The 12,254-nt window shown below is 64.0% G+C and carries 10 protein-coding genes and 2 pseudogenes; 8 read left to right on the top strand and 4 right to left on the bottom strand.

The genetic code is table 11. The annotated features are described in order from the left end of the window. The first annotated feature begins 21 nt into the window (after window positions 1-21). Both OKW26_RS14340 and OKW26_RS14335 read left to right on the top strand, forming a co-directional pair. A protein-coding gene (locus OKW26_RS14340; protein WP_429353101.1) for an IS3 family transposase occupies window positions 22-1,589 on the top strand; the annotation gives its coding sequence in 2 pieces (ribosomal slippage) (window positions 22-460 and window positions 460-1,589; 1,569 coding nt in all). Between the two features lie 308 nt (window positions 1,590-1,897). Continuing rightward, window positions 1,898-3,246: pseudogene (locus OKW26_RS14335) on the top strand (IS4 family transposase). Window positions 3,247-3,656: 410 nt separating this feature from the next. Here OKW26_RS14335 and OKW26_RS14330 read toward each other — a convergent pair. Both OKW26_RS14330 and OKW26_RS14325 read right to left on the bottom strand, forming a co-directional pair. After that, the gene (locus tag OKW26_RS14330) at window positions 3,657-5,141 is read right to left on the bottom strand and encodes a tyrosine-type recombinase/integrase (RefSeq protein WP_429354015.1); all 1,485 of its coding nucleotides are present in this window, start codon (window positions 5,139-5,141) and stop codon (window positions 3,657-3,659) included. Beyond that, window positions 5,138-6,121, bottom strand: coding sequence for a DNA-binding protein (locus OKW26_RS14325; protein ID WP_429354014.1), 984 nt, complete (start codon window positions 6,119-6,121; stop codon window positions 5,138-5,140). The genes OKW26_RS14330 and OKW26_RS14325 overlap by 4 nt, the downstream gene beginning before the upstream one ends. A gap of 661 nt (window positions 6,122-6,782) precedes the next feature. On the opposite strand from OKW26_RS14325, the pseudogene OKW26_RS14320 reads away from it, so the two are divergent. The 6 genes and pseudogenes from OKW26_RS14320 to OKW26_RS14295 all read left to right on the top strand — a co-directional run. Beyond that, a pseudogene (locus OKW26_RS14320) lies at window positions 6,783-7,073 on the top strand (HU family DNA-binding protein); the annotation flags it as partial. A 1,016-nt stretch (window positions 7,074-8,089) separates the two neighbouring features. Next, window positions 8,090-8,416 (top strand): NAD(P)(+) transhydrogenase (Re/Si-specific) subunit beta, encoded by a 327-nt coding sequence (locus tag OKW26_RS14315; protein WP_429354013.1) that lies wholly within the window; start codon window positions 8,090-8,092, stop codon window positions 8,414-8,416. Beyond that, on the top strand, window positions 8,413-8,565 hold the full coding sequence (locus tag OKW26_RS14310) for a hypothetical protein (RefSeq protein ID WP_429354259.1): 153 nt from the start codon (window positions 8,413-8,415) through the stop codon (window positions 8,563-8,565). Before OKW26_RS14315 ends, OKW26_RS14310 begins: the two co-directional genes overlap by 4 nt. After that, the gene (locus OKW26_RS14305) at window positions 8,499-8,831 is read left to right on the top strand and encodes an NAD(P)(+) transhydrogenase (Re/Si-specific) subunit beta (RefSeq protein ID WP_429354242.1); all 333 of its coding nucleotides are present in this window, start codon (window positions 8,499-8,501) and stop codon (window positions 8,829-8,831) included. The genes OKW26_RS14310 and OKW26_RS14305 overlap by 67 nt, the downstream gene beginning before the upstream one ends. A 157-nt stretch (window positions 8,832-8,988) precedes the next feature. Beyond that, entirely contained in the window at window positions 8,989-9,621 is a 633-nt protein-coding gene (locus OKW26_RS14300) for an alcohol dehydrogenase catalytic domain-containing protein (protein WP_429354012.1), read from the top strand. After that, a complete protein-coding gene (locus tag OKW26_RS14295; RefSeq protein WP_429354011.1) occupies window positions 9,611-9,970 on the top strand; it encodes a zinc-binding dehydrogenase in 360 nt (119 codons plus the stop codon). Before OKW26_RS14300 ends, OKW26_RS14295 begins: the two co-directional genes overlap by 11 nt. Window positions 9,971-10,093: 123 nt before the next feature. Here the strand turns inward: OKW26_RS14295 and OKW26_RS14290 are convergent. Next, a protein-coding gene (locus OKW26_RS14290; RefSeq protein WP_429354010.1) for an IS6 family transposase occupies window positions 10,094-10,793 on the bottom strand; the annotation gives its coding sequence in 2 pieces (ribosomal slippage) (window positions 10,094-10,519 and window positions 10,521-10,793; 699 coding nt in all). Between the two features lie 137 nt (window positions 10,794-10,930). Next, window positions 10,931-12,139: an acetyl-CoA C-acyltransferase gene (locus OKW26_RS14285; protein ID WP_429354009.1), complete on the bottom strand. Its 1,209-nt coding sequence runs from the start codon at window positions 12,137-12,139 to the stop codon at window positions 10,931-10,933. Window positions 12,140-12,254 lie beyond the last annotated feature (115 nt).

The raw sequence follows: 12,254 nt of genomic DNA, 5'->3' as shown, positions 1-12,254 counted from the left end.
GGGCGATAAAGAGAGAACAAGTTGGCGCGTTACGGAAAGACATTCAAGGACAGAGCAGTGGCGCGGTTGCTGCCGCCGGAGAGCGCATCAGTGGAAGAGGTTGCGCGAGAGATCGGTGTGGGCGCGCAGACGCTGGAGCGCTGGCGCAGTGATGCGCTGTCCAGGCCCGCTCGCGAGCGGGCATGGACAGCGGCCGCGCGTTTCGAAGCGGTGTTGAGCACGGCAGCGATGGACGAGACGGCCCGCAATGCGTGGTGCCGCGAGCATGGCGTGTATCCGCAGGAACTGGCGCAGTGGCGGCAAGCGGCCACGCAGGCGCTGGCCGAGCCCGAAGAGGCCCGTGCGAGTCCACAGCAGACGAAGCAGGACCAGCGTCGCATCAAGGAACTGGAACGCGAACTGCGGCGCAAGGAGAAAGCACTGGCCGAGGCAGCCGCATTGCTGGTTCTTTCAAAAAAACTCGGGGCGATCTTCAACACGGACAAGGGCGAGGACGAATGATCGGCCTCGAAGATCGCCAGTTCCTGGCCCGGGAAATCGATTCGGCAAGACTGGCTGGCGCACGGTTGCGCCTGGCCTGCGAGGTGGCCGGAATCGACGTGCGTACCCTGCAGCGCTGGAGGGCCAATCAAGGGCTCGTCACTGGCGACGCCAGGCCCGGCGCGATGCGCCTGCTGCCCGCGCACACCTTGAGCCCGCAGGAGCGGGAAAACGTGCTGCGCGTAGCCAGCGAGCCGCGCTTTGCCGACATGCCACCGGCGCGCATCGTGCCGATGCTGGCTGACGAAGGCGTGTATATCGCCAGCGAATCGACCTTTGCACGCGTGCTGCGCGAGCATGGGCAGATGAGGCGCCGTGGCCGTGCCAGAACTCCTTCGAGCGGCCGGCCGCCGACCACGCACGTTGCAACCGCGCCGCGCCAGGTGTGGTGCTGGGACATGACCTATTTGCCGGCAACGGTCACAGGGCGATGGTTCCACCTGTACCTGATTCTGGACCTGTACAGCCGCAAGATTGTCGGCTGGGAGGTGCACGACAGCGACGCGGCCGAACACGCTGCTCATCTCGTACGTCGTACGGCGCTCTCCGAAGGCATTGCCGCCCTTGAGGCCCGGCCGGTGCTGCACGGCGATAACGGGGCGACGCTGAAGGCCACTACCGTGCTGGCGATGCTGCACTGGCTGGGCATCAAGCCGTCGTACTCGCGCCCCCGGGTCAGCGACGACAACGCCTATGCCGAGGCGCTGTTCCGAACCGCGAAGTACCGGCCGGAGTTTCCGGTCACAGGCTTCGAGGACCTGAACGCTGCTCGCACCTGGGCTGCCGGCTTCGTGCAGTGGTACAACTTCGAGCATCGTCATAGTGGCATCCGCTACGTGACGCCTGCGCAGCGTCACGCCGGTGACGATCGTGCGCTTCTCGCCGCTCGGCATGCACTGTACGAGAGGGCCCGCGAGCGCAATCCGGCCCGCTGGTCGCGCCACACGCGCAACTGGACACCGGTTGGTGCCGTGACGCTTAACCCCGAACGCGACTCAGTCGTCGAGATGGCGTCGATCAGCGCAAATAAACAGCCTCTGGCTGCATGAGTGAGGCGACAACTTGCTTGACGCGCGCCGAACCGCCGTCGCGGTCTCAGCGCGTTGGGAATTTTAAAACCTCTTCGAAAAAGGGTCGTCGACGGCGAACGACCGGGAAGGCCGACAAGCTTGTCGACGCTTACTCGCGCCGTCAGCTCCTCGACCGACAAGAACCGTTAGGCTCCAAGTCATGTCGTTATACACAACGTTGCTGACGTTCGACGACAGCGAGAAAGCTCGCTTACTTTCAATGACATAGAGCCGCGCTTGTAAACTGTCGGCGTTTGCCGTTTACTCTCCGCTTTTGAGCGGACGCCTTGGTCACCGAATCGACAGCCTGGACGCAAACGGAATTCGAGCAACTGGACCTGGGCGACGCGCGCCTGAACAAGCGAGCGAGGCTTTTGATGGAAAGAATGGCGGCCGACCCGACGGCCAGTGTGCCGCAGGCATGTCATGGCTGGGGCGAAACGATCGCAGCGTACCGTTTCTTCGACAACGAGAAGGTTCAGTGGCATGCGATTCTGGAGCCGCACTGGCAGCAGACGCAAAAACGGATGCAAACGCATCGCGTCGTGCTGTGCCTGCAAGACACCACCGAGCTTGATCTGAACGGTCAAGAGGCGATCGGACTGGGGCCACTGAGCTACGAAGCGCAGCGAGGTATGTATCTGCATCCGACTTATGCCGTCACGCCGCAGCGCGAGCCGTTGGGCATCCTGGACGCCTGGATGTGGGCCCGCGAGGAGAAGACGATTCGGGCCAACGTGGCGGCCCCAAGGAAAGTTTGCGTTGGATCGAAGGCTACGAGCGCATCGCCGAGATGGCGCCGGATATGCCCTCGACCCGCCTGGTGTATGTGGCCGACCGCGAAGCGGATCTGATGGCGTTGATGGAACGCGCCGATGCGCTGGGCAACCCGGCCGACTGGCTGGTACGTGCCTCGCATAACCGCTGCCTGCCAGAGGGCGACAAACTGTGGGAGCGCGCCACGCGCGGCGAAGCGGTGGGCGAAATCGCCTTCACGATGGCCGCGCGCCAAGGCGTGAAAGCGCGCACGGTGCGCCAGCGCCTGTGGCTGCAACACGTGCAGTTGCCCGCGAGCAAGGGCAAAAGCATCGCTGCAACGTGCCTGGTCGCGCGCGAGTTTGACGCGCCTGCCGGAGTCAAGCCGGTCGAATGGCGCTTGCTCACTAACCGAGCGGCGAGCGCGCTGGATGAAGCGATCGAATTGATCGAGTGGTATCGGGCGAGATGGGAAATCGAGATCCTGTTCAACGTTCTGAAGAACGGCTGTCAGGTCGAAGAGCTGCAACTGGGCACGATTGAACGACTCGAGCGTGCGCTGGCGCTGTTTCTGGTGGTGGCTTGGCGCGTGACCTATCTGATGCGGATGGGCCGAACTTGCCCCGATCTGGACGCCCATCTGTTCTTCGATCCCGATGAAATTCGGGCCGCCTACCTGCTCACGAAGACCCGTAGCGCAATGCAACCCAAGCTCAACGAGGTGTTGCGCCTGGTCGCACGTCTCGGCGGTTTCCTCGCTCGCAAGGGCGATGGTGAACCCGGCGCGGAGACGATCTGGAAGGGACTCACGAAAGTTCATATCGCCGCGGAAACCATTCGCTTATTGCGCGATGACGGCAATGCCGACACTTCTGTATAACGACATGGCTCCAAGTACTTCGACTGTCAGCTTCAGGTCGATGATGTTGGAAAAGTCGCTGACCGTCTTTCTCGCGAGGTTGCAAGGGTCTCTTACCCTTGACCGATGTTCTCGAGCGGTTCGTAGGCCGATCTGAGAGGTCGATTTTTTCGGTGGCAGATGGGAAACGCCGCGCAGCGACGTTTTCAACAGCATCGTTCGGTACGACTCACTCGGATACTGTCGCAGCCGACCTTCGTTGGCCCTTGATTGCCAGCGGCAGCAAAGTAACCTTCAGCCGCCGCACGGCGCCCGAACGACGAACCTCCGCAATGGCCGAGGAACGGTCAAGAGCGGAAGTAGGGAAATCAATCAGCAATGAGCGTCGGTCGAAGTGGAAATCAACGTATTTCCGTTTTTTCCGCGCTGGGTTAATCATCGTGCCGAAAACTCTCCTCGACAAACGCGCGCGCCTCGGCCTGGCCCGTTCGGGCGTAAGCCGCGGTGGTCTGCACCGACGCGTGACCCAGCAGCGCCTGCGCGACCGGCAACGGCACGCCGTGATCGACCACCAGCGTACGCGCATAGCCGTGCCGCAGCCAGTGGGTGGAGGCTCGCTCCAGCGCCGTGCGCATCGCGCTGTCTGCGGCCGGCACGCGGCTCGCAGCGAGCGTGAATAGCGCCCGGACCTCGTCGTAGAGGCCGCTCGCGCCCAGCGCGCGGCCGCGCTCACTGTGGATCAGCGGCAGGCGTTCATTGGCGGGCGGATCTTCCGGCAGTCCGACGGCGCGCCGGTACGCCCGCAGCGCGGGCAGGCAGGTGCTGGGCAGCGGAATCGCGCGCAGCCGCTGGCCCTTGCCCAGTACGTGCAGGGTCCACTGCCGGGCGTCGTCGACTTCCACGTGCGGCAGCGCGAGCTCCTCATGCCACGCCAGTTCCGCGAGGCGCACGCCGCCATAGCGGTAGAGCGTCCAGATCGCGCGGCGCCGCATCCAGAGCACCGCCGGCAAATCGGGTGGCGCGTCACCGGCTGCGACGGCATCGCAGTGCGTGAGTGCGGCGGCCGGCAGGAACCGCACCGGGGTCCAGGTCATGCGCGCGCGGCGCCCGGCAGCGAGGCCCTCGGCCGGATTGACCGTGAGATAGCCCACGCGGTGCCACCACGCGAACAGGCTCGAGATCGCGGCAAGCGCGCGGGACACGGTCGCGGGCGCCGCGCGCCGGACCGTACCCGTGACGTCGGCATGCGCCGCCTGCAGCGCGTCGCGGTACGCGATCAGGTCCTGCCGGGTGAGATCCGAGAAGGGACCAAGCCCCTCGCGCCGGCACCAGGCGGCGAGGCGCCGCAGTTCCGAAACGTACGCGCGTAGCGTGTGGGGGGAGTGCGAGGCGCGCTCGCGCAGGAACAGCTTCGCTGCCTGCGCGTCATCGGCGACCCCGAGGGTGTTGGTGAGCGGCACCGGATTCACAAAACGTCCGGTGCGCGCGAGCCACGCGTGCTCGACCCCGGCCGGCATTGGCGCGAGGTCCTCACTGTGAGGCCCAGTGCGTGCGACGCAGACACCGTCGTGTGCGTCATCCGGCGCCGCGGGACGGAAGCGCCGGCGGTGCTGCCGCAGCACGCGTTCGAGCACGGTGGCAGCCGAGGGGGCCGCGGCTTCCGGCACGACCCGCAGGCGCCCGCGCTCCCAGTACTCGATCGCGGCATCGTGTTCGAGCAGCAGCGCGAACACGGCGGGGTGCTCGCGCTTCGCATCGGCCAGCGACGGACAGCCCCGTTTGAGGGCCGTAAGAGTCCAGCGGAGATAGACCGGGTGGCCCAACGCCTGCGCGAGGTATTCCAGCGCAGCCTCCACGGAGCCGGGCAGACGCTGCGGCGGCCGGCAGCCGGTATCGAGCCAGTCAGACGGGGTCATCGCGCGTTCCTCGCGGAGGCCGGTCTTGGTCGGGATGGCCTGGCGTGACCGGCCTGGGCGGCATAAGCGGTCTTCGCCGCGGGGCGCACCCGGCGGCGGGCGGCCGGGGAGGATCCTGTCGCGGCCGCGTGGCCCAACAGGGCCAGCATCTGGCGTTGCTGCTCGACTACCACCGTCAGCGCGGCCGCTTCGGCCGCCGCCTGCTGCTGCGCGTTACGCTGCTCCGCGACCTCCGTGAACAGCCGGTCGCGCAGCGCCTCCAGCGCACCCACGCGTTCGGTCGCCCGGGCGAGCTCGGCCTCCAGGCGCTGCCGTTCGGTGTGAAACGTCTCGCGCTGCTGCGCGGTTTCGCGCAGCAGCTGTTTCGACAGGCCGTCATAGCGCGCGCGCTCCGCCGCCAGTTCGCCCGCGTGCGTCGTCGCCGCCCGCGCGGCCGTCCCGTTGGCGGTGGCCAGTTGCGACTGCAACTCCGTGCTGGCGGATTCCAGCAGGCGCGTCCGCTCCTCGAGGGCGCGACTTTCGAGTCGGCGCTCCAGCAGCTCCGCGTCACGCGCGGCGAGCTGGGCGCGAAGATCGGTGAGTTCGGTGCGGAGCATGTCCGTGCGCAGTTCCGCGTTGTGGCGGGCGATGTCGGCCGCTTCCTGGCTGCGTGCCGCGTCCTGGCGCAGCCGCACGACATCGGCCAGCTGGGTCGCGACGGCCGCTTCCCACAGCGCGCGCATCTGCGCGGCGATCCCGGGCGGCACGTCCGGCACCGCGAAGCCGGTCAGGCCCGCCTGCACGAGTTCCGCCTCGATCGCATTGAGGTGCCGTGACAGCGTGGCGGGGTCGCCGGCGCCCAGCCGTGCGCGGAGCTTGCGCACCGACACGATCCGGCGGAAGCGGGCGTCGGACGCGGGGGCGGTGTCGCCCGCCTCGGCGAGCATCGCGAGCACGGTGGTGCGGATCGTCTCGGGGGTGACAGCGGCGGGGCGGGCCATGGCGGACTCCGGAAACCAGCACTGCAGCACGGCAGCGCGCCGGGGCGACGGGCAGAAACCCGCCGCACGGGGCGCAGGGCGGGATTTCCACATTAGATTACGCACAGCCCTGACGCAAGAAAACCGCATTTGTCGCGGTTAAAAACATCCTCGCCGCGATAACTCCAGTTATCGCGGCCAGCGCAATCGCTGGCGGCCTTCGGATCAGCCACCCCGCGGGCTGGCTTGCCACTCCCTCGGCGCCATCGCCACGGACAGGCCGCGAGGGAGGCGAACGACAGGATGGCGGTGGGCTGCGGACCAATGGCAGGGTTCTTTCGCAGAGGAGTCGGCCGGAGTGTCGTCGGGGCGACTGGCGACTCCGGGCCCGCGCTGGGTGCACCCGTGGACCACGTCGCCGACGTGGGTCGACCCTCGGGCTCCCGTTGTCGCGCGTCAAGGGAGTGGTACGCGCTATCGCCAGTTGAATCGATGAGCGGGCGGCATCAATCCGCGGCGCTGCCCTCAGAAGGAGGGTGGGTGTGCGCGCCTTGGCCGAAAGGGGTACCGGCCTGGCACTGGAGGTTGTCCTGTCCGGGCATCGGTCACGACTGCGGACGTTGAACGCTCATTGCGCGCGGGCCTGTGAATCGGGTAGGGTGGCGGCTTCCCATCACCCCAACAGGGAAACCGGATGAACAAGCAGGAACCCGTCGACGCCGTCGCCGCCAAGACCGGTACCAGCAGGGCGTTGGCCGCCGAAACCCTCGATGCGCTGATCGGCGCCATCACGACGGCGGTCACCCAGGGCGACACCGTGCCACTGATCGGGTTTGGCTCGTTTTCAACGGGCGCGCGCGCAGCGCGGGTCGGCCGTAACCCGGCGACCGGCGCCGAGATCCAGATCGCTGCGGCGAAGACGGTCAGGTTCACGGCGGGCAAGGCGTTCAAGGATGCCGTGAACGGCGCCTGACAGCTGGCTGACAGCGGGCCAAGATCTGTTCGCGCGGCAGACGGCGGTGACGGATGGCTCGTCGCCGTCCGGCGTCGCCGGACAACGTTGTCCGCATCCTTCGTTTGGCCATGCGCAGTCGACCACCTGGACCGGTCGCCTCGGACCTGGCAGGACCGCCGGCCGAAAGTCAATCCGGCCAGCGGCGTGGCAACGGTCTGAACACCAGTTCGCCATGCAAAAGGAACGATCAGGAGTCCGCCGGCAAGCGCCGCCGATCGGCACGCTGCTGCGCTACTAGGCGCGCATCGTCCCGGTCGTCGCCGAGGCGCGAGGCCAGCGCGCGATGATCGAATCACGCGAACTTGGGGTCGTAACTCCGGTGCTAGCCCGAACTGCTCCAGGAACCCGGCAGCAGTTGGCGTTCGCGATGAATGCTAGCGAAGTCCATTAGCGCCAGTTGCCAGCTCCGGTATCAATCGACGTGCTGGTCAGCACGGTGGAGTGCGTCGTTTGGGAGAGATCCTTGGTATGTAACGAAAGAGGAACGGCGATGGGGAGCCACGCTGAAGAGGCTACCATCGCCGACTCTTTGCGTCAATCAATATGGAGTACGTAGCAAAAGTCTCCAGTGCTGCGGCGCCGTGCATCAATGACTGATCAGTGCCGGACCGGCGCGGCCGCGTCATCAGCCGCCTCGTGTTGTATTGCCCAACTCATGCAACGAAACGCCGCCGTAAAGAGAAAGATAAAGAAAACTTATCTTCATAGAACGATTTGAAGCGACGTTTTCGCAGACGTATCTTCGCTCACACAACTAAATTTTATGGTCCTCCCGATTTTGCAACCCTGAGTTTCGATGCTGTAATTGGCTAGCCTAAACTTTTTCGGTGTCGTTTTGAAGATCGCTCTCCGCACTACGATGAGATTCGCGCCTGATGATCCTGTAAATTTGTGCGGCCTCGGAAAGCCTCTTTAATGCTCGGCGTGCTGATCATCATTCCGATCGGTGACGCGGACTGCCGGTAGTGGCGTCGATGCTGACTTCGTATTCTGGCTGGGCGGCCGCGGGCATCGGCTTCTCGCTGAGCAATCCGATGCTGATCATCGCGGGCTCGCTGGTGGGGTCGTCGGGCGCGATCCTGTCGTACATCATGTGCCGGGCGATGAACCGTTCATTCTTCAACGTGATTCTCGGCGGCTTCGGCAACGACGCAGGCGTGGCGGTAGCGGGCGGTTCGGCGCAGCAGCGTCCGGTGAAATCGGGTTCGGCCGACGATGCGTCGTTCATGCTCGGCAATGCCGGGACCGTGGTGATCGTGCCGGGCTATGGGCTGGCCGTCGCGCTGGCGCACACGCATTGAAGGAGCCGACCGACAAGCTGATGGAGAGGGGCATCGAGGTGAAGTACGCGACTCACTGGTGGCCGGACGGATGCTGGGCTACATACGTGCTGCTGGCCGAAGCCGAAGTGCCGTACGACATGGTGTCCGAAACGAAATGGACGACATGAACGACGAGTTTGGCCAGGTCGACGTGGTGTTGGCGCCCGGCGCGAACGCCGTGGTGAACCGTGCGGCGAAGACCGATCCGAAGTCGGCGATCGCGGGCATGCCGATTATTGAGGCTTTCAAGGCGCTCACGGTCATCGTGAACAAGCGTTCGATGGCTGCGGGTTATGCGGAACTCGACAATGATGTGTTCTACATGGACACGACGATGATGGTGTTTGGTGACGCGAAGAAGATGATTGGAGATATGGTGAAGGCGGTGGAATAGGGGCATTCTATAGTTGTCCACCGCATACAAGCTTGTTGTTTGTGCAATGCTACAGGCGATGGGCGGCAGCCCGAAAGCTCGGGGGTTCACCTGAAAAGCGCGCGCTGGCCCGAGTCAGCTGGATATATCGTCGGTTTCAACCTGATTGAGGCAAGAAATGTTACAGATAATTGTCCGGGATTTTGCCAGCCCTGCGTTGCTGAAGAACGAGGATGTAGCAGTGCCGACCATCACAAACGATGATGTTCTTTTAAAGGTCGAAGCTACAGCGCTTGGTTTCGTCGATGGGCTTATGCTACAAGGCCGATATCAAATCAAGCCGCCTTTGCCGTATGTTCCTGGCGGCGAAATTTGCGGTGTCGTGGAGGAGGTGGGTTCGAACGTCACCGGCGTTGTGCCAGGAGACCGCGTAGTGACCTGGCAGTTGGGCGGAGGATTGGCAGAATATGTGCGCGTGCCATTTCGAGAGGTTCAAGTCGTAGCTTCGTCACTTGACCCTGTCAGTGCCGCCGCCATGTTGGTGGACTATCAAACAGCGCACTATGCTCTAGTCCGCCGCGGGTCTTTCGTGGCGGGTGAAACTGTATTAGTTCTCGGCGCGGCGGGTGGCGTCGGTTCGGCTGCCGTCCAGATCGCCGCGCGACTGGGCGGCAAAGTAATTGCCGCAGTATCAACGGCCGAGAAAGCCGAACGGGTTAGGGGCCTCGGCGCAATCGAGGTGATCAATTCCGGCACCTCGGGCATGTCAATTCGCGACCAGCTCAAGAATAGAGGGCTGGATGGCTATTGACGTTGCAGTGGATCCTGTGGGAGGTGACCAGTTCGAGTCGATCTTTCGTTCATTGGGAAAAGGCGGCCGACATCTAGTTGTCGGCTTCACTTCCGGAAAGATACCCGCACTGCCGGTGAACCTCGCATTGTTGAAGAGTCTCAGTTTAGTGGGCGTAGAGATCCGACATTTTTTGTCGTCGGAGCTGGAGGTAGCCAAGGTTGTTCGTGGGGAACTGTTCGATGCGGTAGTCAGAGGCGATCTTCTAAGGCCCGCCGTCAGTCGCTTCGCGCTTGAGCACGCAAGGGATGCCGTTGCTGCGCTAACGGACCGGGGCAAGGTTGGCAAGGTCGTTGTCACAATGGGGTGACGCAAGCCACTTCCAGCGTTTGTCTTTGTCGCGGACCACGTTAACTCGAAGTGGGACACAACGGTCGGGCTTTGTCGCGATAAAGAAGGCGAGTCAAACAAACGACAATATGACGAGGACTACCTATGCGACCAACGAGTAGAACTGCTGGGAGGGAGTTTGCGCGATACCACCGTCTTTTGTCTGGCCTTTGACGATCATGTGCATGAATTCGATGCCAAGAATGATGCGTGCACAACGAAAATTCCTGAAGCCCAGCATCGATCTGGTGCGCCGCTTGATGGCGCGGTGGTCCTGCTCGACGACGTTGTTCAGGTACTTCTTCGGGCGGATCCTGATCGGCGTTTCACATTCGGCGTTGAGCGCCTGTAGCGCCGCCAGATTGGATCCGCTTTTATCGATCGCCACGGTCTCCGGTCCGCCGTTCTGGGCGATCGCCTTTTCGAAGTAGCGCCGGGTCGCAACCTTGTCACGATGGGCTCGCAGCAGGAAATCGATCGTATTGCCAGCCTTGTCCACCGCGCGATACAGGTATTTCCAGTCGTCCCCTGACTCGAATGTACGTTTTGTCCATACGCCAGATCTTGCTGACCGCCCGCTTGCTGCGTCGGAATGCTTTCTCCAGCACCGGCAACAGTTTGAGCGCCCAGCGATGCACGGTCGAATAATCAACCGAAATTCCTCGCTCGGCCATCATCTGCTCGAGATGGCGCAGACTCAGCGGATACGCAACGTACCAGCGCACGCACAGAAGGATTACATCAAGCGGACAGTGCAGACGCTTGAGCACCTCCGCCACAGCCGGATTCGGGTTCTGCTTCATCAAGCAGGTCGTTCGTCTCGGGGCTTCGGCGTAGCAGCTCCCTTATTGACAAAGCCCCTGACAACGACCTTAGCAGGCTGCGGAAATACAGCCATGAAAAGACGATTGTTTCCTCGACCTGAGCGACAAATGGCACATCAGACGATTTCAATTGCCAGCGCCGTGGCTTCGCCACCACCGATGCAGAGGCTTGCCACGCCACGCCTGGCGCCGCGGTGGCGAAGTGCGCCGAGCAGCGTCACGACAAGGCGTGCGCCGGTAGCGCCGATCGGGTGGCCCAGTGCGCACGCACCACCATGCACATTCACTCGTTCGTGCGGCAACGACAGCTCCCGCATCGCGGCCATGACCACCACGGCGAAGGCCTCGTTGATTTCCCACAGGTCGACATCGCCAACCTGCCAGTCGACCTTGGCGAGCAACTTCTGGATCGCGCCTATGGGCGCAGTGGTGAACCGTGCCGGCTCCTGCGAGTGTGTGGCGTGTCCGTGAACAACGGCCAGCGGCGACAAACCGTGTTCGCGTGCGGTGGACCGGCGCATCAGCACGAGCGCCGCTGCGCCGTCGGAGATCGAACTGGAGTTCGCTGCCGTGACTGTGCCGTCGACGGCGAAGGCAGGTTTGAGCGTGGAGATCTTGTCCAGTTGCGCCTTCGCCGGCGCCTCGTCCGCGTCGACGAGTTTCTCACCGCCGCGGCCTGGCACAGTCACGGGCGTGATCTCCCACCGGAACAGGCTGTCGCGCTGCGCCTGCTGCGCGCGCAGTGTAGAGGTGGAGGCATAGGCGTCCTGCTCCTCACGCGTGAAACCGAAGTGGCGTGCGCAGTCCTCGGCGAAGGTGCCCATCAGGCGACCGTTGGAGGCGCTGCCGTAGTGGTCCTCCAGGCCGTCGAAGAACATGTGGTCCAGCACCTGGCCATGCCCCAGTCGCTGGCCCGAGCGGGCCTTGGGCAGCAGGTATGGCGCGTTGCTCATGGATTCCATGCCGCCGGCCACGATTATGCGTTGACTCCCGCTCAGCAGCAGGTCGTGGGCCAGCATCGTGGCCTTCATGCCCGAGCCGCACACCTTACTGATCGTGGTGCAGCCCGCCGTGAGCGGCAGTCCGGCTGCCAGCGCCGCTTGACGTGCGGGTGCCTGGCCCAGGCCGGCGGGCAGCACGCAGCCCATGAGTATCTCCTCGACGGCCTCAGGCGGCAGCCCAGCCCGATCCACTGCGGCACGGATGGCACTGGCCCCCAGTTGCGGCGCTGTCAGCGAGGCAAGGTCGCTCTGGAAACCACCCAGCGGCGTGCGGGCGGCGCCGACGATAACGACGGGATCATCGGAAGTCGAAGAGGTAGGCATGTGAGTCTCCATCCGCCGCTCCATGGCGGCGTTGCAAGGGGGGACGAAAGGCTTCATCGTGGACGAATCAACTGATCGCATTCGGGCCCGGCGACTCGGGCTACCCGCGGCAAGC

Origin of the sequence: Paraburkholderia sp. 32 (assembly GCF_050435345.1) — a bacterium.
In the GTDB taxonomy this organism is placed as follows: domain Bacteria; phylum Pseudomonadota; class Gammaproteobacteria; order Burkholderiales; family Burkholderiaceae; genus Paraburkholderia; species Paraburkholderia tuberum.
Note: the sequence above shows the minus strand (reverse complement) of the source record. Positions and strands in the feature narration are given on the sequence as shown.